Consider the following 21,794-nt stretch of genomic DNA (forward strand, 5'->3'; position numbering starts at 1 on the left):
TCATTATTCTGATGACGACACCTTTGCTTATTCCATCTCTTGTTCAGGAGGATCTTCCTCTTCTAATTCTGCATTAGGTGAAGTGAATTCAACAGTTAATTTATCTTGCTTTTGTATGTTCTTCCCTTGGCTAATGCTTTGTGAGACAGCATAGCCGCTCCCGTGCACACTGATGTCTAAGTCTATTGTTTCTGAAAATTTCAACACATCACGTACAGACCAACCAGATAAATCAGGCATGACTGGATTAGCGGTTAGAAGAAAAATACGTTCGTTTGGCAATAATTCTTCACCGGCCTTAACATTAGCGCCTTGAAGTTGGTCACCATTTCCTATAACAGTAACTCTCAGTCCTTTGTCTTCTAATTCCGTTTTAACATCTGTCACTGACTTGTCAAGGATTTCAGGCATTTCATATGTGTTAATTGTCTGTTGCGCTTCCATGTCTGGGTTAATATTTAAATAATGCAAGCTATTACCCATTACATTTTTAAATATAAAAGAAACAGGTTCTGAACCGACTTCATGGACCGATAGCTCAGGGCGCTTTACCGATACATACATCATTAACTGCGGGTCATCTTTTGGAGCCATTCCAAGAAAAGAGTACTCATAATTCCCATGTCCAGTCATGTATGGTTGTGGATTTTCACGATCTGGAATTTGGGCTGTTCCAGTTTTTCCAGCTACTGAATAATCATCTAACTTATAATTTCGACCAGTACCATTTTCCGAAGAAACAACCGTCCCTAATTCATCCCTAACCTTTTTTGCTGTTTCTGCCGAGATAGGATTACCTACAACATTCGGAGACTTTTCTTCAACAACTTGGTCTGTGTTCGGATCTTTTATCGCTTTAATAACATATGGCTGTAGCATTTCACCATTATTAGCGACTGCTGTTAAGGCCTTCATTTGCTGTATCGGGGTTACCGTTGTCCCTTGTCCGTAAGAAGTTGTGATTTTTTCACTTTTATAATTATACATAATTTTACCAATATCTTCACCTGGCAAATCAATCCCTGTTGGTTGGTCAAATTCAAATGCCTGTAAATATTCATAAAACTTTTCAGGACCAACTTTATCATAAGCTAACAAGGCAGCAGCTACATTGGATGAACGCTGAATACCTTCTCTGAAGGTAATAGAGCCCCAACCTTTATTGTCCCAATCATGAATAGCAGCCCCTTCACTAATTTGATATTTACCAGATTGAAAGTATTCCGTTGGATTGTATTCACCCTCTTCAATGGCTGCAGCTAATGTGAATATTTTCATAGTAGAACCTGGTTCAAATGGTGTGGAAATCACATCATTATACCAATTTTCAACCGTTCCTAATTGATTTGGATCATAACTAGGACGACTACTCATCGCTAATACTTCACCTGTTTTCGGATCCATGACTGCTGCTGTAATTCGCTCTGGTTCATACTGTTCATTAACTTCTGACATCGCATCTTCTAAAAGCGTCTGTATCTTCTGATCAATCGTTAGATAGACATCATTTCCATCCTTGGCTTCTTTAACGATTTCCTCAGGTTGTAATAATTTAGCATTATATTTATCACGCTTATATGAAATATGTCCAGACTCTCCGGCAAGAACATCATTCATCATTTGTTCGACACCTGTTAAGCCCACCTGTTCTCCATCTAACTTATCTACTAACCCTAAAACATGAGAGGCAAACATACCATTTGGATAATAACGTTGTATGTCCTTTTCAAAATTGATGCCTGGTAACTCTAATTCTTCAATTTGTTCTTTGATGTCCTGTGTTAGATTCTTTCCATCAGACCCAAACTCTACTTGAAATCGCCCTTCTGACTTCCCCTTATCGATCGTTTCCAAAACATCTGACGGCTCCATTTCAAGTAATGGTGCCAATTCTTCTGCGGTTTGTCTAGCATCTTGGACATACAGTGGTTCTTTATTAATACCAGTATGTGTTTCGTCAACGATTGCATATACCTTATATGTTGGTCGATCTTGAACAAGTGACATCTCATTTCTATCTAGTATTCTACCTCTTTCAGCCGGTAGACTATATTGATTTGTTCTTGTTTTATCCGCCCATTCTTGTAGAGATACTCCAGCAACTTCCCCTGTTGTTTGTATGTATAAAAAACGTCCAGACAGAATTAAAAATATTGCCACAAATGAAAGCATCAAAACAATAGACATTATTTGGGTCGCTTTATTCTTTCTCACTTTCTATCAACGCCCTTTTAATTATTCACTAATGAACTAGCTTGTTTTACTTTTGAATTTTGAACTTTCAAACCATTTTCTTTGGCGATCCGTAAGATGCGATCTGGATTGCTGAACTCTTTTACTTGATAAGATAAGTTCTGATTAATATCTTGTTGCTGATTAACATTTCGTTCTAATTGTTGCACTTCTCGATTGAGCGTATCTGTATTTGAACTAAACGACACCATAAAGAGTAATGCGACAATCGTTACAAAACTAAATACCGAATAAATAACTTTTTCTCCTGGTGTAATCCAACGTTTTTGCGTTTTTTCTTTAATTATTGGTTTTGGTTCTGTCTGTGTTTCTACGTTTGGATTCGTTGTTTGTTGCCAAGATTGTTGCCATTTTTTCGCATGACTTTCGCTCATTACTTATTCCATCCTTCCTCATACATGAATTTTTCATCCCAAGGTTTTACTTTTTCAACTATACGTAGTTTTGCTGATCTTGATCGCCGATTAGCCACTAGCTCGTCATCATTTGGTAAAATTGGTTTCCTATTTATTTGTTTAAATGGAGGTTTACTATGTTCTGGAATGATAGGAATATTTTTTGGTAATGGTGGATTTGTACTCCACTTTTTAAATGCTTGTTTACACAATCGATCTTCCAGCGAATGAAATGTGATAATAGAGATTCTACCACCTACACTTACTAATTCAGCAGCTTGATGTAAGGTATCATAAAAAGCATTTAATTCATCATTGACAGCTATTCGAATCGCTTGAAATACCCGCTTAGCTGGATGTCCACCTTTTCTTCTAGCAGGTGCTGGAATTGCCTCCTTTATCACTTCTACTAGATCAAAAGTAGTCTTTAACTCGTTTTCTTCACGTCGCTCTTCTATTTTTCGAGCGATTTGTTTGGAAAATTTTTCTTCACCATAGCGAAAGAAAATTTTCACTAACTTCTCATAAGACCATTGGTTCACCACTTCATACGCCGTCGTTTGTTGGGATTGATCCATCCTCATATCAAGTGATGCATCATGTTGATAGCTAAACCCTCGCTCTTTTTGATCTAATTGCGGCGAAGAGACACCTAAATCAAACAAAATCCCATCTACTGACGTGATATTATGTTCTTGTAATTTTTGTTTAAGATTTCGAAAGTTTGAATAAACATAAACCACTTTATCATTATAGTCACTTAATCTTTGTTTTGCTGCTTCAATTGAGTGCTGATCTTGATCAAAAGCTAAAAGCTTGCCACCCTCACCTAACTGACTTGCAATGGCTTCAGAATGACCACCAGCTCCAAGCGTGCAATCAACATATGTACCATTTGGCTGAATATTTAATCCATCCACCGCTTCCTGTTTTAATACACTAAAATGTTCGAACATTTCTTCACCTGCTTTTATGTCTGTATTTTATGCCTGTACTATCTCAATGAAAAGAACCGTTCTGTAACAGTTTGTGACATTAACGGGCTTTTAAACCCCAATAATATTAAATATCAAAATCAAGCATGTTCTCTGCAATTTCAGCAAAAGATTCTTCTGATTCTTCAAAATATGTTTCCCATTCATCGTTAGACCAAAACTCAATTCGATTAGAAACACCAATCACCACACACTCTTTTTGTAGATCTGCATATTTTCGAAGTGGGGAAGGAATATTAATTCTTCCCTGTTTATCCACTTCACACTCTACAGCTCCAGAAAAGAAAAAGCGCGTGAAAGCACGAGCGTCTTTTTTCGTTAATGGGAGTTTTTTTAATTTCTCTTCAAGTAGGCGCCATTCATTCATGGGATAAGCAAACAAACATTGATCCAAGCCTCTAGTCAAAACAAATGTATCTCCAAGACCTTCTCGAAACTTAGCAGGAACGATAATACGACCTTTTGTATCAATATTATGTTGAAATTCACCCATGAACATAGAGACCGCCCCCACTTTCTAAATCTATGTTACCACAATCCCCCACCTTTCACCACCAGTTTTTACTAATTTAGTTAATTCCTACTAAACACCCTACTATATTAACCATTCACACCCTGTAATTCAAAAACAAAAAAAGTGCTTAACGAAGCATCGCTAAGCACTTTTTCCTTACTATTTATTTTTTGTGGTGGAAAGTGGTGATTATGAAAAGTGTTCTCTCCTTCATTCTAAACAAACTTATAAATAAATAACATAATGATCTGTATTATACTCATATGTTTGAGAAACCAATTGGTCAATCCAGTTGCTACCATATTGATTGATAAAAGGAATTACATTCCAACTCCGCTCTTGCAATCCGCCTTCAGGATAAAGTTCCGTTTCAATTAGATTAAAATCTTCTACATTCTTTTTATGTTTTTCCTTCACCGCATTCACTAAACGATCGCTTAAAAAATCAATATCTTGGAAAAGATACGTTAAATTCTTATCTGCTAATTCACCTAAATCTGTTCCAAGCGTTTGGGCAAGCTCTTTTAAAGGTCGGTGTGCTCGTTCAACAGCGTATTTCACTTGAGCATCAACCTCTTTAATCGGTGGATTTGATTGAGCCGCTAACCAATTCCCCCGTTCATAATCAACACCTTGATTCAGCACACTATCTATTTGTAAGCCGTAACGCTGTATTAACTTCTCCACAGATCGATCCACCAAGGTAAAAGATAACCTCGGTAAAACTGGTGGCATTTTTATATGTAAGGCTTGGAATGCAGGTTTTAAAACAGACCAATAACCTACTTCTGCTAAGCCACCTAAAAATGCTAATGTTGGGAACAACAATTCTTGCATAACTGGTCGTGTAACAACATTGTTACTTAATAAGTAAGGCTGTTCTTCTGCAATTTGAAGTAGTTGTTCAGTAGTAAATTCACACTGGTTTTGTTTCCCAACCCACTTATCTCCTACCTTGTTAAGCAGAACCCTTTCCCCATTTTTATGGTAGAACAGATGCGCATCCACTTCTTCCACATCAAGCGAAATATTGTAACCTTGATTTTTCATCTGTTGAGTAGTTTGATAGACCCCCTCACTTATTTCAGGCTGTTTTTTAATAAGCGATGTAAAATGCTTGCTTTCTAAATCACGAACTAACTTGTTAGCCGAATCTATTAATACCAGGCCATCGTTCTCAAATAAACGAAAGATTATTTTAGCAAAAAAGTCAACATAGGTTGATGAGTCCTTAATCGTTTCTTGAAGGTTTTCGTATAGCTCATTTGTGTATGTCGTTTCATCTAGCTGCTCAAATACTTGATGTAACCACTTTCTAGCCATTTCTTGATCAAGTTGAAGTTCTGAAACTTGCACCTTTTCGGATACTTGCTGGGAAATATTATATTTTTTCATGCCATATGTATCTTTTAATTTAATATGGTTTATTTCAGCAAAATCATGATCCTCTCCAGCAATCCAAAAAACTGGAATGACAGGTATTCCTAATTGTTGTTCTTGTTTTTTGGCCAAGTTAATAATAGAAATAACTTTATGTATAGTATATAAAGGACCTGTTAACAAACCGGCTTGTTGGCCACCTATCACAACAACACTATTTTGGTCTTTCAACCGTTGAATATTATCAAACGTCGATTTGGGCGCATCCCACATCTGGTTTAATTTATACAACACAGAGGTTAATCCTTCCCGATCGAAAACTCTTTCATTTAAATCAGCAACTCGTTGTTGATATGTTTCAGAAGCATATGGTTGATAATCAAATTTTTTCATGACAGGACCGTTCGTACGATATTCAGTTATCAATTTATTAGGTTTCGTTAATTTTATTGGGTCGATCCACATGCAATATTGCTCCTTTTCAAATAGTAATTACTAACCGTATTTTACATAAAAATGATATTAAAATCACTCATTATGTTTCAAACAGCCATTTATAAAATGAAACTTCATTCAGTGGGGGTTTTTGCTCTCGCCCCACTGAACGTAAGTTGAACCATTCGGGGTGTTATCGTCCGTTTTACTTCCACTTAAACATTTCTGCTTCACTTCATGTTTTGAAGTGGGAGACTTACGGACGGTTACACCGGAATTAATTTATCCTGTTATCTATGCGGATAAAAAAATTCTATATATCGCATCGCTTTCATTCATCTTGATATAACGATATACATATCTCAACACGTTATTACATCATTGATTCAAACAAATATGTAATGCCTATAAATAATTAAAACCCTTGCCGTCATTCTATAATGATCAGCGAGGGTTTGTACAAACAATACCTATTATTCGGATAAGACCTTATCATGTTTATTTTCTTCTAATGTCTTACATATATTCAAAATTTCGTGCCATGCCTGTTCATACTTTCTTAATTGTTGTTTTAATTCATTTATTTCTTCTGTTAGCAATCTAATCTTTTCTTCAGCGGTTTCATTATTTTGTTCCGTTGAATAATTTACTTTCATCTTTTCTAACAACGAAATCGCAGCATCAAGTGCACCTTCTTGGTTCTCTTGATGAACAGCAAGTATATCTTCTAGTGATTCCGCTTGTTGTTTTCTATCTTTCTTCGCAAGTTCTATTGCTTTTTCATATTTTTTGCGTACGGAAGCATTCCAACGAAAACCACATGCCGCCGGTGTTCTCGATAAGCGTTTCCCTACTTCTTTAAACGCTTCAAGTTGCGTTTTCCCTTCCCTAATATACCTCATAACAGTTTCTGCTAGTAGTATATCCTCATCCTGGCTCCATGCGTCCTGTCTTGTATTATTCATCTCATCCCTCCTTGATAATTACATTTGCTATCAATGTATGCAAACACTAGGGGCGATAGAATAAAATCTTTTCTATTTTTTGAAATTACTATTCTTTCCGATTAATTCAAGTGATTCATGTTATTAAAATTTTCTTACCATCTAGCCTTTTAAATCAATTAAAGTTGATAGAAACTTCAATGTAACTTTATAAACCTTTCCTTCTATTCTTAACAAAATAAGTGCTATACTACCGCTGTGGAATACACCGCGCATCATAATTCTGAAGCTCAAGCAAGATGCGCCTGCGTATTCTAGTAATTCCATGAGGATTAATTCCTCGGCGCAAGGCAACAAAGAAGGTTATTCAAGTAGTAGCGAGGCTTGAGGCCGTGGCCCAAGGAAAGCGCAGTACTTTACCGAAGAGATACAATTACAATTAACTCATATAGAGCCGATTCTTACACAAGAAGTACTCAGCACTCTATAGTTAGTGTGCCATACATCAATCTAGAAAAAATTAGCATAAAAAAAATGACTGCCTATGCAGTCATTTTTTTAACGTCTTTTATTTCTAAACAAACGTCATAAAGTTTGTCCCATGTTGGTTTTATTGTTCAACAACTTGTTTCCCATCGTAATTTCCACAAGCTTTACAAACATGGTGTGGTTTTGTTAGTTCCCCACAATTTGAACATTCTACCATACCTGGTACATGTAATTTTTTATGTGTACGACGTTGGTTTTTCACTTTTTTAGAAGTTCTTCTCTTTGGTACTGCCATGTCTTACACCTCCTTTTAACACGAACGAAAATCTCCTTACTTTAAATCAAATAAGAAAGGTTCAGAAAACCTTATTGATTTTCTTTTTGATCGTTATCATCTAGTAATGATTGCAACTTTTGCAGTCGTGGATCTACTTTATCCGTTGTTTTTTTCTCAGAAGTAAATTCCCAACCTTCTCCTTCAGTCAATGCATTTTCCTGCACTTCCTTATCATCGGAAAAAACTCGAAATGGCACTTCCAATAAAACATTTTCCTTGATATAAGGAGTTAAGTCAAGTATTTCTCCACTTACAGGATGTATTTCCGATTCATCTTCTTCCGTATAATAAGGAGATGTAGAAAAAACTTCCAATGCATCTACATGAAATGGAAAATTAACATCAACTAATGTCCTAGCACAAGGTAAAACCATCGTGCCATCAATGGAGAAATGAAAACTCACTTCATCTCCTTGCATTGTGGCATAGCCTTTAACAAATACCGGATTAATTTTTCGAATATCATTGTTCATTTCTTCAACTTCCGAAATATCCACATAATCTTCAAAAGTAAGTGGTTCCGAACCAGCCATCTTCAGCTTTTGAATCGAAAATTTCATTCATACCACCTCAAGGCACAAAAATTATTTTAAAAGGTATTTCATCATTTGTCAATATTTTTTCTTTACAGATGTTTATTTATCCATTCTTTTAACGATTACTATAACCAATAGACTATTTAATATCCTAACATACGAGGGTGTTGCTTAACAATAAATTGCTGATTTTTTATCAAGTATTCGTGTGCTATCATAATCATGGAGGTGTTTTTCATGAATGCGTGTGGACTAATTGTAGAGTATAACCCTTTTCATAATGGGCACAAGTATCATTTACAACAATCAAAAGAAGTAGCAAATGCAGATTGTATGATTGCAGTAATGAGCGGAAATTTCTTACAACGTGGTGAACCAGCCATTATAGATAAATATCATCGAACAAAAGCAGCAATCAGTCAAGGTATCGATCTCGTGATTGAGTTACCATTCGCTTATGCTGTACAACATAGTGATCTTTTTGCTAAGGGGGCTGTTTTAACTTTAGGAGCACTTGGTGTTAAATCCCTTTGTTTTGGCAGTGAGCATGGAAACATTGACTCTTTTACCAATGCATATCATACATACACAAATCAGGATAAACAGTTTAATGAGGAATTGAGAAAGCAACTTTCCGCAGGTTTATCATTTCCAGAAGCAAGTAAACAAGCATACCATAGTATTGGATTAACAGAAGGCGAAATGGACTTATCACAACCAAATAACATCCTTGGTTTTAGTTACGTAAAAAGTATATTCGATTTTAATCAAACGATTTTACCACTTACGATACAACGGATAAAAAATGACTACCATGACCAATCAATAAACGATCCGATTGCCAGCGCTACAAGTATTCGAAAACAACTTAACAGTGAACAAAAACTGACTTCAGAAATTAAAAATGCTATCCCAGGACACACCAAACAACAATTAACTGAATATCGATCAAAAACGGGCTTTTGGCATGAATGGCAACATTATTTTCAGTTACTGAACTATCGTGTATTAACAATGTCCCTCGAAGAGCTCCGTAGCATTCACGGCGTGGATGAAGGGCTTGAGTACCGTATTAAAAACACAGCATATCACGCAACTAGCTTCAAAAATTGGATGGAAAATTTAAAAACAAAGAGATATACTTGGACACGATTACAACGGATTTTCACTCATATTCTAACTAACACCAAAAGCGAAACGATTATATCACTAACCGAGCCTAATCGTGTACCATATATACGTTTACTAGGTATGTCTCAGACAGGACAGGCATATTTAAACAAAATAAAGAAACACTTAGATATACCGATTGTTACTAGTCTCAATAAAAGCTTAGATCCCATGCTTCAATTAGAAGAACAAGTGTCAAGTGCATACTATTCTATTTTAAGTGCGGAGATGCAAATAAAAATGAGAAAACAAAAGCTCCTCCCTCCCTATATCTTATTGAAATAATAAAAAGCCCTCCATGAAAAGAGGGCTTTTTATTATTCTTTCGGCGGTAATTCTTCTAAATACTTTAAAGCATCATCAAATGTATCTACAGGAACAATTTCCATATCTGTTTCTATATCTTCTGCAGTTTGTGAGGCGATTTTATAGTTTGAATCATCAGCCCCACCTTCATTTGGCGCAAAGAAGATATCACACCCTTGACTGTCCGCTGCTATAACCTTCTTATCAATACCGCCTATTCTCCCAATCTGTCCTTCATAACTTATTTCACCTGTACCAGCAATATGATACCCTTTAGAGATGTCTAATTCTGTCAACTGGTCGTAGATCTCTAAACTAAACATAAGACCGGCGCTCGGTCCACCAATCTCACCACTTGCAAACTTAACTTCTGGCTCAACATGTTCGATCTCTAAATTAGTTACTAAGCCAATTCCCAACCCTACTTTATCTTGATCAGGAAAGGACTCTAATTCCATTTCTGTTTCTACTCTCTCCTGGTTACGTTCAACTGTTAGTGTAATAACAGCGCCTGGTTGTTTAGAAGAGACGTAATCAATTAAATGATCCGTTTTACTAATCGTTTGATTATCTACTTGCAATATCTTATCTCCTGTTTGTAAGATACCGTCTGCTGGCATGCCTTCCATCACATTGACGACATAAATCCCTTCATAGTTTATGTCAATATCTGCTCCTGCTGCCTGATAGGCTACTACTGTTGACTGTTTCTGTGAACTTTCCATCATTTGTAATTGTGCTTTGTGATAATCTTCTTGGGAAATCCCCTCTGGAAATACTTCTTCAATAGGATCGATATCATGATACGGCCTTATTGATGCCAATAAATATTGAAAAGGTGTAGCTGGTCCGCCTCTGACTGTTACTAAATGCATGTCACCATCACTCTCATAACCATCAGTGACTTCAACAATCGGATTTAGCGCATCTGCACCACCAGGTTTATAGATATAATAAGGTAGGCGGTAACCTACAAGAAATGCTACAAAAACAATAACAATAACTGATAACACTATACTTCGTCGATTAACTCTCATCCGTTTTCCCCTTCCAAATACTGATACAATGAATAATTTGATCTATTTTAGATTCCGCTTCTTTTTCACCCTTCGTAATGATATCAATGGTATTGGTAAAAGCTCGTGAACTATATATTGAAACATCGGGTTTTAGCATCAAGTCTGCATCACCTTCATTATAACTTATTAATTCATCTTGCATAATATCAATGGATTGTAACATGACATCATATATAGATTGCACATCCGCATTCGCTGTGAAATGGGCACAATCGACTCCAATCACAATATCTGCCCCCATCTCTCTTGCTACGGAAATCGGAACCCTGTCAATTACACCACCGTCTATATAAATGTCATTTTTTATTTTCATAGGTACAAATACACCCGGTATGGAAATGCTTGCACGCACAGCATCCGCGGCATTGCCTCTATAAAACACTTTTTTTTCGCCTGTATGTAAATTAGTAGCGACCACCCCAACTGGAATCTTAAAATCCTCTAAATTTTTATTATAAGTAAATAAACGGATATATTCTTTAATCCTATCCCCTTGTATAAAACCCATTTTTGGAACCGTAAAGTCAAGGAAATACTTTCGTTTGAACGTTGTTGCTAGTCGGTATAAGTTATCGACTTCTTGGCCTGCACCATATAACGAACCAACAAATGCTCCCATACTACTTCCTGCTATTAAATCAATATTTATTCCATGGTCTACTAATACTTTAATTACTCCAAGATGAGAAAAACCCTTCGCTCCTCCAGAACCTAATGCTAAGCCAATTTTCGGTTTCCGCATGTCGCCACCTCTCAAAATTACACCAGTTTTTATCAATAATATGGCATAAAAGGAGCATCTATGAGCGTATATTATATAGAATTGCTTGTACTCTACCTAAGTTATTCATATTCTACTATCAGAATAAGCATAAGTACAGAGATGTGAAATTGATTACTGTGGGAGGCATCATGTTGAGATCGAAATTAAAGTCAATCGGATTAGCAAGTATTTCAGTATTTATTGCTATTGCATTAATTAAATTCCCTAAAGAAGCACTCGACGCAAGTACGCGAGGCATAGATATGTGGTGGGGTACAGTCTTCCCGTCACTTTTACCATTTTTTATTACTGCAGAATTGTTAATTGGTTTTGGTGTAGTTCGCTTTATTGGCGTACTGTTTGAACCCATTATGCGTCCATTGTTCAATGTTCCAGGTGTAGGCGGATTTGTGTGGGCAATGGGGATGGCAAGTGGCTATCCATCAGGAGCTAAACTAACTACACGGTTAAGACAAGAGAATCAATTAACAAAAGTGGAAGCTGAACGACTCGTTTCCTTTACCAATGCATCTAATCCACTATTTATCATTGCGGCAATTTCTGTAGGTTTTTTTCATGATCCACAACTAGGTATGCTTTTGGCGGTTTGTCATTATGTAGGTAATGCTTTGGTAGGTATTTGCATGAGGTTTTATGGCAGAGATACAAAAGATCATACTAGAAGAGGCAACAATAAATTTTCATTATCTAAAGCATTTCATGAATTACATCAAACACGAATGAATGATAAGCGACCATTTGGAAAAATATTTGGTGATGCGGTCGTTCATTCTGTCCAAACACTTTTAATGATTGGCGGATTTATTATAATATTTTCCGTATTCACTAAGCTAATTTACCTATATGGAATATCAAATATATTTGCGAATGGATTAGCGATTGTACTAACAGCAATTGGATTACCAGGACAGTTGGCTCTTCCTATGTTTTCTGGTTTATTTGAAATCACCTTAGGAGCGCAATTAATTTCTGAAACCAATATATCTAGTCTGTTACCTCAAATTATTATTATTAGTTTTATTCTAGCTTTCAATGGTTTTTCAGTACAAGCTCAAGTTGCAAGTATTATTGCCGATACCGACATTCGATTCGCTCCATACTTTTTTGCTCGTATTCTCCATGGAATTATTGCCAGCATTTTAGCCATTTTATTGTTTAAACCACTTTATTTGGAACAACTCACATTAGCAAACTGGAGTCTGTCAGTTTTCACAACAAATGGTGAGCAATGGTTAAACACTTTAGAAAAACTACAAGAAGTTGGTCCAATTATAACTTTATTCTCATTAGCATTAACCCTTTTTATTATGATGATTCGACTAACAAGCCAACGGAACTATCTATAAAGTGAAACTTCACTCAGTGGGGTTTTTGTGCTCTCCCACTGAGTGTTAGTTGAACCATCCAGGGTGTGAGCGAAAGTTTACTCCCGCTTTAAATATCGCCGTCTCATTTGATGTTTTGACGCGAAAATCTTACCAACGGTTGCACCGGAAAATTGATTTTTTTTAAATATCGCAAAAAATGTTATCCATTCTAATCTTTTAAAAACTTCTTTTGTAGAGCGGTTTCAACAGGTTTAGGCACTAAATCCGAAACATTTGCATTATATTTCGCTACTTCCTTAACCATACTTGAGCTTAAGAAGGAATACTGGTTATTTGTCATCATAAAAAATGTTTCAATGTCTTCATTTAATTTTCTATTCATAGACGTTATTTGCATTTCGTATTCAAAATCACTTACTGCTCTCAACCCTCTTAAAATAGCATGCGCCTGTTTTTCTTTGGCATAATCCATTAGCAAACCAGAACTTGCATCGACTGTCACATTATCTAGATCACTAGTAGCTGCTTCGAGTAATTCAATTCTTTCCTCAACAGTGAACAATGGGGCCTTGGACTGATTATTAAAAACCGTCACAATCACATGATCAAATATTTTTGCGCCTCGCCTAATAATATCCAGATGTCCATTTGTTATCGGATCAAAGCTTCCTGGACAGATTGCTAACCTACTCATATTTCTCCCTCCAATTCATAAAGTGTGATCGCTGTTGTGCTTCCATAGATTTCAGTCTTCACTTTTTTAAATCCTTCATATGTATCTGGTAAAACTTGATGCCCATCATGCTCACAAACGATTATTCCCTGCCGTGCTAATAAACCATATGTATTTATTTTTTCTAACAAATCCTCATAGGATACTTTCTGGTATGGCGGATCTAAAAAAATCAATGAAAAAGATAAGTTTCTTTTACTAGCTGCTTTAAGAGCACGAAATGCATCTGTTCTGAAAACTTCTGCCTCTTGTTCTATTCGTAGTGCTTTTAAATTAGCATAAATCGTTTGGATTGATTTCGGGTGTTTATCGACAAAAACAGTTTTTTCAATGCCTCTGCTTAATGCTTCTATCCCTAGTCCACCACTACCCGCAAATAAATCTAAGCATGTCCCGCCATCAAAAAAGGGGCCAATCATTTGAAATAATGCTTCTTTCACTTTATCTGTTGTTGGGCGAGTAAAGCGACCTGGAACGGGTTTTAATGGATGCCCTTTGTATTTCCCTGAAATAACTCTCATTTTTAGCCTAACACCTCATTTTTCACATATTCGAATTAATCCTACCATAAATTAAAGAATTGATGAAATGAACACTAATTAAAATTTATATGTATATTTTTAATCATCCCGTTAATAATAACGTAATGAAGCGGCTAACAAACATGTTAGTTGCTTCCGAACACGGAGAAGACTTACGTTTCCCCATAAGTTCTTCCTCCGGTTTCTCCTCTCCCTTTGCCTTTTTGTTTTCTATTCAGAAAACAAAAAGGGCCTGCAGATAATATTATCTGCAGGCTTTTTTTAATTAGTATTTATTTTCTAGAATACTGTATCTTTTTTCATCACTTCATCAGTTTCCTTCCATTCTTACTCAGTGGGAATCTTACGGACGATTGCAGCGGGATGGGATAAAAAAGGATACGAAAAGTGATAATTAAAAACACTCGCATCTTACACTTACTTATGCTACATTTACTCATAAGTGAGGTGATCAAACATATGCAACGTTTTATTGAACTTGGGGAAGGATATGGCGATATCTACGAACTTATAGAACTAGCACGTCATATGCCTGACCGTCTAGAAGAATTCATTAAAATATCCACAACTAAAAACGATACACAACTACTGTCGTTCGCCATTATTATGAAACCGACAGATATTGGTGATTTCCAACCAATTTACATATCTTTAGAGGGAGTACCTGTGAGAGATCAACAGACAAGCAAAAGATTACAATTATTTGAAAAGACAGCAAGAGATCATAATCATACTGTCAAAGAGTTAACGGTCAAACCATCTACTTCATTTCACGAAAAAATGTTGTACTACCAATATTTAATTGGTATATTTCGAATGAACCGATTTATTAGATAACTGAAAAGATAAGCCCCAACACAATTGAATCGTGTTGGGGCTTATCTTATGTTAAATACCCATTTTATAATCATATTCTTTTGCTTTATCACCTTGCGCATTTTCAAAATCAGTTCTAATGAATGGTTTATAAGATAAATCTACTTTCGACACAAAAGGAAGCCTACGCAATTTTTGCTGTTTATCTTCTATTTCATCTTGATTAACATATATGATTGCATACTTCAAATGTTTAGAAACGTAAATTAAGTGACCATAACGCTTAATTTGTTTAATATTTTTCATGTGTTGGAACCATATTATCATTCCTTGACGCTTTGTTCTCATACATCTATCCTCACTTAAAATATTTGTTATTATTAATAGTATGTTCATCAAAGAAAAAGCTGGTTATGAAGCTCTACATCCACACCCACTACTTCCAGATCCACAGCCACATCCACCATCTGTTAAGATCGCCCCATCTTTCGGTACTTTTATTTGCTCACTGACGCTATAAGCAACAATTTCACTTACTTTATCTAACAGGTTTTGTAGATTCCGTTCCGCAACCTTAAAAGCAGCAACCGTCTCATTCATGTCCATTTCTCTTTTGGTAGCACGAATATCCTTCATTATTTTACTATAATCTGGATGATAGCGACCAAAGCGTTGAACTTCCTCATACTGATCCTTTGTTTGTTGAAAAACAGCAATTCGTTTTTGTGCCTCTTTATCCAATTCTAAAGCTTGTTTCGCTTTTTGATATTCTTCCATCGTTTCAGATGTGAGGATCATCTGACCTATATGTTCAGATTTATCCAATACATCTACTATTTCTAATGTGGCTAACATGTTATACCACCTCCACACTTTTTATAATAACAAGTTTGCTTACCAATTAAAAGTGGCAGGTTCAATCTTTCATTGAACCTGCCATTTGAAGTAACATGGTGATCATCTGTATTTGATTTGAAAGTTTATTTATTCTTTGGGGGACTGTTTTTCCATAGAAGTATTTCGCTTCTTGTTCTAATTCTCCTACACGATTCGGTTCTCTAGATAAGGTCCTATACCACTTGGGATTTTGACGAACAAAATGTAATAGATCTGTTCTTGTTTGTAAATAATGATAAAGCTCTGGCTGCATAAAGGTGCCTCCTAATCTTTATTTATGTTTAATGGATTGGAGTTAGCTTTTTTCGACGGGAATTGCTTTTTCACTTCTTGAAATTGACCAACTAATGTTTGAATATTAGATATTGCCCCGTTTAATTGATTAATATGCCCTTCTACTTTGTTTAGGTCCACATTTTCAACCATCTTCATAAACTGTTGAATTAATTCCTGTTTATCTTTTTTTGTATCCGATTCCTTGCTTGGCGAATTCTGTTCTGTTGTATTAGACTCATGTTTATATTTTTCCCACGAAGGATCATCCTCACCTAACAGGACCCACTTCTCATAATAATCCTGCCAACTCTCTCCGTTACGTTTTACTTCCTTAATTAATCCTGGATGTTTTTTAACAAACGCTTTAAATTCTTGTATGGACGGATGTAAATTCTTGTTTGTCAACTGTCATCACCTCAATTCTCTAACCTTTTCGTCATAGTTTATGATTAAAAAATAGGCATTGTGACAGTTGATAGTGGACATACCTATAAAGATAAAGTGAAATCTCACTTAGTGGCGTTTTTTGCTCTTATTCCACTGCATGTTAGGACTACTAGAAGAGACTGATAAACCCTTGAACAGAATCAGACATTTACCGGCAGTTGATTCTTTATTGTAGTTCTTTTATTAGTGCGGATCTGGTTTCTCTAAGAAATTTTGCGTATAATAATGTCTATACACTCCTACTCCTAGATGTGTATAACTATCGTTCAAGAGTGCTTCACGGTGTCCCTCGCTATTTAACCACCCTTCTACTACCGCTGGACCATCAGTATATTGAGCAGCTATATTTTCCCCCGCAGAAAAATAAAACACATTACGATTCTTTAACCTTTCTTTTAACCCCTCACCATTCTGGGTATAATGGGAAAAATAATTATTATCTTCCATGTCTTCACTATGCGCTAATGCCACTTCTGCTACTTCATCTTCCCAATCGAGAATATTTTTTTCATGCCTAGATCGAATAATATTTGTTATGTCAAAAATTTGTTTCTCCATACCTCGATCTATCTCTTGCCAATCTTGTTCAGATAAAAGTGGATCAGTTGGAAGATCACCTCGATAAAAAATTTCATATGGACGTTGTCTTAATAAAACATCACTTGTCATCACCCGTATAGATGATAAATTATTTGTAAACACATCAAAATAAAATTGTGCAAATTTATTTGTTCCTATTTGTGTCAATGGTCTAGTTTCTAGATCATGTTGAGTCAATTCAAACCGATAAGAAGTAATGTCTTGTGATATGGAAACTTCTTTGGTAAATTTAAATTGTTTATCTAATTCATCATACGGTTGTCCAATCGCTACAGGTTCAGCAGACAAATGGTCACCGGTTGCAAATACAGTGACAATTTTATCATCTTCATTAACACCAAACTGTATATATTCATTAACTTGGTTGGTATACACCCACCATGTATATCCATATGGACTTTTGTCTTTTCGTATAGGACGACCTAAATCCTTTTCAACGTCGGTTGATGTTTTTCCTATCCACTGATAAATAGATCCAGGAAGCCCTGTAATTGGGTTTATTTGGCTAGGAAAAGACTTTCTTATATCTACTATCTCTTTACCTTTGTGTTGTTTGACTTCTTGATTGAACGGTCCATTACTTCCTCCTCCCTGCATGATATACAAAATCGCAACCAAAATTAGTCCAAATAACAAAATGTATCGTGATCCTTTCATATCCCCTAACTCCTTTTTTTCATCCTCTATCAAAAAAACGTTCTACAATAGAGGTATATGAAAGAAACCCTATTTTATGTTACAACAGTTCATTGAAATAGAATTATCAATAGATTTAGTTTTCAAAAGGGAGAGCTATTGGATAGCTAAGAATTGCAAGAAAAGATAATCCATACTATTATATACTTAGGTACTTATCTTTTTTGTGAGGTGACATATATGAGGTTAGAGGATACTGGAATCGAGAGTGCTGTTGTCGACTTAAAAGCATTAGACCATTTAATGGATATTCATGCTTTTGTTCGAGCAGGACAATGGGATTACGAAAGAGTTACATACGACTTCAAGATTGAATCTGCAGAAAAAAACATCACCTACTATGTTCGTGTGCAAGGATATGCATTGGAAGGAGATGTAGACCGAGGTGATGCGGTCATTCAACTTAAAACTCCATTATTAGGTAAGCATTATTACCCTCACGGTGTTGAATATGGGGAACAAGAGACTTTTCCTGACACCGTTATTGATCGGGCGAACCGCTCCATTAAAAAGATCAAAGAATACATTGATCAACACAAAAAGTAATAGTCGGTTACAAAACAGCTGTTGAAACATAAATCAACAGCTGTTTATTTCATTGTAAAATCACTTGAAATTACTAACATATTTCGCTAATAAATGTTAAAATTAAATTATTATTTACATAAAATATGATACCTTTAAGTTCAAATGGTTAAGCTTAAAGAGAAGGTTGTCCTTATGAAAGGAGATACATACATAAATTGTTTCGGTTGCTAACTAAACGTCAATGGATCTTAATACTACTTACTATCTTATTAATCATTGCAGGATATTTTATTTTACCAGTGTCAATTCCTTTATTATTGGCATTGTTCACAGCCCTATTTTTAAATCCTGCTATTCGATGGTTACAATTTCGGTTTAAAATTAACAGAAAAATATCAGTTATTATTGTATTTCTAGTTTTTGTAATTCTTATTAGTATTACAGGAACTTACTTTGTTACAAAAGCGGTCACTCATGTAGTTAACTTTGCTGAAGATGCTCCTTCCTACGTGAATCAAATGAATGAACAATTAATTAAATGGGAATCAGATTTAGACCATTTCACTGAAGATTTACCTTCTGAATTCGTTAAAGAAGTTAAAAATGGTATTCAAGAAAATTTAGGAGCATTTAGCGATACAATTAAAGAACAAATCCAATTAGATAAAATAGCGAGTGCAGTTGCTAAGATACCACAATATCTAGTAAGTTTAATTGTTTATTTAATTGCTTTGTTTATGTTTATGCTAGAACTTCCTAAATTAAAAAGTAATACCTACGAGCTTTTAACAGATGAGACTGCAGAGAAAGTAAAGTTTATGAATGCTCGTCTTGCTTATGTCGTACTTGGGTTTTTAAAAGCTCAATTTTTAGTTAGTATCATTATTTTTATTGTGACATTAATTGGGTTACTGTATATAGCACCTGAATTTGCTGTTATTATGTCCATCCTAATATGGTTAATCGATTTTGTCCCAATTATAGGATCGATTGCAGTACTTGCTCCATGGTCGCTATACATGTTTATAACTGGTGATCTGGTAATGGGAACAGAACTAGCCATACTCGCCATTATCTTACTTGCAATCAGACGTACGGTTGAACCAAAAGTAATGGGAAGACATATTGGGCTATCCCCACTCGCTACCTTGATTGCTATGTATTTAGGTTTGCAACTGATTGGTGTGCTTGGGTTTATCTTAGGACCACTCGTTGTGATTGCATTTAATTCAGCTAAGGAAGCTGGAATTATAAGATGGAACATAAAAATTTAATATAAGAAAAAGGGTGTACTCCATTCAACAGAAGTACACCCTTTTTTCGCTGAACTTTTGTTACATACGAAAACATGATTGTAGATTATTTATTGCATTTATAAAAGGTTGTTTTTTGATTTATTATATACGAGCCATTCTCCAACCTCATCAACTTTAAAAAAATTATTGCGAATTAAAACCGTTTGCGATGAGGTATTATCAATCGAACAACTAGCAGTTATAGCATTAACTTCTAGTTGTGATAAAGCCCAATCTGTAAGTAACTGGACCGCTTCGGTTGCATACCCTTTCTGACGGTATTGAGTAATAATATGATAGCCAATATCTATTTCACCTAATGAATTAGGTTTACCTTTGAAACTTACACTCCCAATAAGTTCCTTTTTGTTCGCACCTTTTATCAACCAAGGCCCATAACCAATCACACTTGGATCATTGTTTATTTGTTCTAAATAAAAAGGCAGTAGTGCTTTTAAAGAAAAAGGCGGCCAATCATGAAGGTTCTTATATTTCATTTGAAGTAAATGGTACCCTTCCTCTGTGTTTACAGGCTCAATCATGATTCGATTTGTCGCTAACATTTTTGATAACTTCCTTTTCCTAATAAAATAAGACTACCTCACATATGCGAAGATAGTCTTTAATAATTATAATCCCAATATAGCTTTAAATAAACTTGTCGTATGTCCACCATCATAAAAAACATAAAGTAATAAGTAGACAATGACCCCGGTGAATGCACTACAAAACCATATGATGCTAGTTATTGGTCCAATCTTACGGTGTTTTGCAATTTTTCTTTTAAATGCTAATGTTAAGGTAACAATTCCAAACACTGCTCCCGTAGTAGCTAGTGCAATATGGAAAATAAGAAAAATTGTATAATAAATTTTTAAATGTTCTGGTCCACCGAAACTCGTATTTCCTATAAAAATAGTGCGTGACATATAGATGATAAAAAACACTAATGCACTTATTGCTGCACTAACCATCATTTTTTTATGTGCACGGAAATTCTTCTTAGAAACAAAGTACCAACCGACAGCGACGAGAACAGCACTCAAAACAATAAAAAATGTACTAATTGTTGGTAACACTTCTATATTCATTTACATTCCCTTTCCATCTCAAGATTCAGTTGGGTTGGTCGTTGGCAGTGGATCAACTCGCTCACTTTCATTTCTAAACCAACCAAAAAACACATGTGCTAATACCGCTCCATATACAATTTCTTGCGTTACCTTCATAAGGATCCCACCTAATTGTTGATCCTCAATTAATGGCATAGGAGAAAACATTTCCGGTCCTGTCAATGACAATTCACCGAGTACAGAAGTAGGAACACACAATGACAGAGCTTGAACCCATCCACCTACTTCATTATAAGTGGCATATAGTGGACCGCCTGAAAAAATAATTAACGCACAAGCAGGCGTAATCAATACACCATTAGCAAAAATATACCCAATCTTCGCAAGTGCGGAAAGTTTCTTCGTTTCCTGCAATGGGGAAAAGATCGGCCACCACATACAAAAAGCGGCAACTAATATGACAGTTGTAATAACCGCATGCGCAAGTGGAGAACCTTTTGCAAAATCAAAAACCTTCGGGATATGGTACATTGAAAACAACGCATTAAACAATAACAATGCAATCAATGGCCTCGTTATTACACTTAAAATTCTTTTGATAATAGGGGCCGAAAAGATTTTTTTCCATATCCAAACAGGTAGTCCCTTAATTACTAAAATTGGCAATACTAAATAGTATAGTGCCATTTGGATCATATGTGCCGTAAACAATATATGCGCTAGTAAGTCAATTGGGGAACCCTTTATGATATATAAGAGTAGTAATCCAGTATAAAAGTAAAGCTGCTGTTTCCTACTTGGTTTAGGTTCTGAAGTGAATTTATGCCGATAAAAAACGGTCACCAATTGATAGATAATACCTAAAGCTACTATAAACAAGAAATAATATGGACTCCAAAGTGCTCGAAATCCAAAAATTTGTAATTCTAACCACATCTTTATCCAC

Annotated in this window: 25 protein-coding genes; 5 read left to right on the plus strand and 20 right to left on the minus strand. The window is 35.5% G+C overall.

Annotated elements, in window-relative coordinates; translation table 11 throughout:
* Positions 1-27: 27 nt before the first annotated feature.
* From FCI53_RS01225 to FCI53_RS01260, 8 genes are all read right to left on the minus strand, one after another.
* Entirely contained in the window at positions 28-2,214 is a 2,187-nt protein-coding gene (locus FCI53_RS01225) for a penicillin-binding protein (RefSeq protein WP_246049979.1), read from the minus strand.
* Between the two features lie 17 nt (positions 2,215-2,231).
* Positions 2,232-2,627, minus strand: coding sequence for a cell division protein FtsL (gene ftsL, locus FCI53_RS01230; RefSeq protein ID WP_138415020.1), 396 nt, complete (start codon positions 2,625-2,627; stop codon positions 2,232-2,234).
* Positions 2,627-3,604 carry a 16S rRNA (cytosine(1402)-N(4))-methyltransferase RsmH gene (gene rsmH / locus FCI53_RS01235; protein WP_138415022.1) on the minus strand — a complete coding sequence of 326 codons (978 nt, stop codon included), beginning with the start codon at positions 3,602-3,604 and terminating at the stop codon, positions 2,627-2,629. Before rsmH ends, ftsL begins: the two co-directional genes overlap by 1 nt.
* Positions 3,605-3,710: 106 nt before the next feature.
* Positions 3,711-4,142 carry a division/cell wall cluster transcriptional repressor MraZ gene (gene mraZ / locus FCI53_RS01240; protein ID WP_138415024.1) on the minus strand — a complete coding sequence of 144 codons (432 nt, stop codon included), beginning with the start codon at positions 4,140-4,142 and terminating at the stop codon, positions 3,711-3,713.
* Between the two features lie 240 nt (positions 4,143-4,382).
* Positions 4,383-6,002, minus strand: coding sequence for a bacillithiol biosynthesis cysteine-adding enzyme BshC (bshC, locus tag FCI53_RS01245; RefSeq protein WP_138415026.1), 1,620 nt, complete (start codon positions 6,000-6,002; stop codon positions 4,383-4,385).
* Positions 6,003-6,445: 443 nt separating this feature from the next.
* Positions 6,446-6,937 (minus strand): RsfA family transcriptional regulator, encoded by a 492-nt coding sequence (locus tag FCI53_RS01250; RefSeq protein ID WP_138415028.1) that lies wholly within the window; start codon positions 6,935-6,937, stop codon positions 6,446-6,448.
* Between the two features lie 589 nt (positions 6,938-7,526).
* A complete protein-coding gene (gene rpmF / locus FCI53_RS01255) occupies positions 7,527-7,700 on the minus strand; it encodes a 50S ribosomal protein L32 (RefSeq protein WP_138415030.1) in 174 nt (57 codons plus the stop codon).
* A 71-nt stretch (positions 7,701-7,771) separates the two neighbouring features.
* Positions 7,772-8,302, minus strand: coding sequence for a YceD family protein (locus tag FCI53_RS01260; protein WP_138415032.1), 531 nt, complete (start codon positions 8,300-8,302; stop codon positions 7,772-7,774).
* Between the two features lie 213 nt (positions 8,303-8,515).
* On the opposite strand from FCI53_RS01260, the gene FCI53_RS01265 reads away from it, so the two are divergent.
* Positions 8,516-9,733 carry a nucleotidyltransferase gene (locus FCI53_RS01265; protein WP_138415034.1) on the plus strand — a complete coding sequence of 406 codons (1,218 nt, stop codon included), beginning with the start codon at positions 8,516-8,518 and terminating at the stop codon, positions 9,731-9,733.
* 32 nt (positions 9,734-9,765) lie between these two features.
* On the opposite strand, the gene FCI53_RS01270 is transcribed toward FCI53_RS01265, so the two are convergent.
* Positions 9,766-10,791 carry a SepM family pheromone-processing serine protease gene (locus FCI53_RS01270; protein ID WP_138415036.1) on the minus strand — a complete coding sequence of 342 codons (1,026 nt, stop codon included), beginning with the start codon at positions 10,789-10,791 and terminating at the stop codon, positions 9,766-9,768.
* Complete coding sequence (locus FCI53_RS01275) at positions 10,781-11,575, minus strand: patatin-like phospholipase family protein (protein ID WP_138415038.1); 795 nt, start codon at positions 11,573-11,575, stop codon at positions 10,781-10,783. The genes FCI53_RS01270 and FCI53_RS01275 overlap by 11 nt, the downstream gene beginning before the upstream one ends.
* A 170-nt stretch (positions 11,576-11,745) precedes the next feature.
* On the opposite strand from FCI53_RS01275, the gene ylbJ reads away from it, so the two are divergent.
* A complete protein-coding gene (gene ylbJ / locus FCI53_RS01280; protein ID WP_342774153.1) occupies positions 11,746-12,963 on the plus strand; it encodes a sporulation integral membrane protein YlbJ in 1,218 nt (405 codons plus the stop codon).
* A gap of 190 nt (positions 12,964-13,153) precedes the next feature.
* Here the strand turns inward: ylbJ and coaD are convergent, their stop codons facing one another.
* Both coaD and rsmD read right to left on the minus strand, forming a co-directional pair.
* Positions 13,154-13,639, minus strand: coding sequence for a pantetheine-phosphate adenylyltransferase (gene coaD / locus FCI53_RS01285; protein WP_138415042.1), 486 nt, complete (start codon positions 13,637-13,639; stop codon positions 13,154-13,156).
* Entirely contained in the window at positions 13,636-14,199 is a 564-nt protein-coding gene (gene rsmD / locus FCI53_RS01290; RefSeq protein ID WP_138415043.1) for a 16S rRNA (guanine(966)-N(2))-methyltransferase RsmD, read from the minus strand. Before rsmD ends, coaD begins: the two co-directional genes overlap by 4 nt.
* Positions 14,200-14,679: 480 nt before the next feature.
* Between rsmD and FCI53_RS01295 the strand changes: the two genes are divergently transcribed.
* On the plus strand, positions 14,680-15,057 hold the full coding sequence (locus FCI53_RS01295; protein WP_138415045.1) for a DUF7147 family protein: 378 nt from the start codon (positions 14,680-14,682) through the stop codon (positions 15,055-15,057).
* Positions 15,058-15,108: 51 nt separating this feature from the next.
* On the opposite strand, the gene FCI53_RS01300 is transcribed toward FCI53_RS01295, so the two are convergent.
* The 5 genes from FCI53_RS01300 to FCI53_RS01320 form a co-directional block, all read right to left on the minus strand.
* A complete protein-coding gene (locus FCI53_RS01300) occupies positions 15,109-15,384 on the minus strand; it encodes a YlbG family protein (RefSeq protein WP_138415047.1) in 276 nt (91 codons plus the stop codon).
* Positions 15,385-15,447: 63 nt separating this feature from the next.
* Positions 15,448-15,891: a YlbF/YmcA family competence regulator gene (locus FCI53_RS01305; RefSeq protein ID WP_138415049.1), complete on the minus strand. Its 444-nt coding sequence runs from the start codon at positions 15,889-15,891 to the stop codon at positions 15,448-15,450.
* A gap of 61 nt (positions 15,892-15,952) precedes the next feature.
* On the minus strand, positions 15,953-16,186 hold the full coding sequence (locus tag FCI53_RS01310; RefSeq protein WP_138415051.1) for a YlbE-like family protein: 234 nt from the start codon (positions 16,184-16,186) through the stop codon (positions 15,953-15,955).
* 11 nt (positions 16,187-16,197) lie between these two features.
* The gene (gene ylbD / locus FCI53_RS01315; RefSeq protein WP_138415053.1) at positions 16,198-16,614 is read right to left on the minus strand and encodes a YlbD family protein; all 417 of its coding nucleotides are present in this window, start codon (positions 16,612-16,614) and stop codon (positions 16,198-16,200) included.
* A 225-nt stretch (positions 16,615-16,839) separates the two neighbouring features.
* Positions 16,840-17,913: a CAP domain-containing protein gene (locus FCI53_RS01320; protein ID WP_138415055.1), complete on the minus strand. Its 1,074-nt coding sequence runs from the start codon at positions 17,911-17,913 to the stop codon at positions 16,840-16,842.
* A 219-nt stretch (positions 17,914-18,132) separates the two neighbouring features.
* Here FCI53_RS01320 and FCI53_RS01325 point away from each other — a divergent pair, with 219 nt between their 5' ends.
* On the plus strand, positions 18,133-18,498 hold the full coding sequence (locus FCI53_RS01325) for a YugN family protein (RefSeq protein WP_138415057.1): 366 nt from the start codon (positions 18,133-18,135) through the stop codon (positions 18,496-18,498).
* A 197-nt stretch (positions 18,499-18,695) separates the two neighbouring features.
* The gene (gene ytvI, locus FCI53_RS01330) at positions 18,696-19,754 is read left to right on the plus strand and encodes a sporulation integral membrane protein YtvI (RefSeq protein ID WP_138415059.1); all 1,059 of its coding nucleotides are present in this window, start codon (positions 18,696-18,698) and stop codon (positions 19,752-19,754) included.
* 98 nt (positions 19,755-19,852) lie between these two features.
* Here the strand turns inward: ytvI and FCI53_RS01335 are convergent, their stop codons facing one another.
* From FCI53_RS01335 to ctaG, 3 genes are all read right to left on the minus strand, one after another.
* The gene (locus tag FCI53_RS01335) at positions 19,853-20,338 is read right to left on the minus strand and encodes a GNAT family N-acetyltransferase (RefSeq protein ID WP_138415061.1); all 486 of its coding nucleotides are present in this window, start codon (positions 20,336-20,338) and stop codon (positions 19,853-19,855) included.
* Between the two features lie 66 nt (positions 20,339-20,404).
* On the minus strand, positions 20,405-20,866 hold the full coding sequence (locus tag FCI53_RS01340) for a DUF420 domain-containing protein (protein WP_138415063.1): 462 nt from the start codon (positions 20,864-20,866) through the stop codon (positions 20,405-20,407).
* An 18-nt stretch (positions 20,867-20,884) separates the two neighbouring features.
* On the minus strand, positions 20,885-21,784 hold the full coding sequence (ctaG, locus tag FCI53_RS01345; RefSeq protein WP_138415065.1) for a cytochrome c oxidase assembly factor CtaG: 900 nt from the start codon (positions 21,782-21,784) through the stop codon (positions 20,885-20,887).
* Positions 21,785-21,794 lie beyond the last annotated feature (10 nt).

The sequence above is a fragment of the Aquibacillus sediminis genome (assembly GCF_005870085.1).
Classification (GTDB): Bacteria; Bacillota; Bacilli; order Bacillales; family Amphibacillaceae; genus Aquibacillus_E; species Aquibacillus_E sediminis.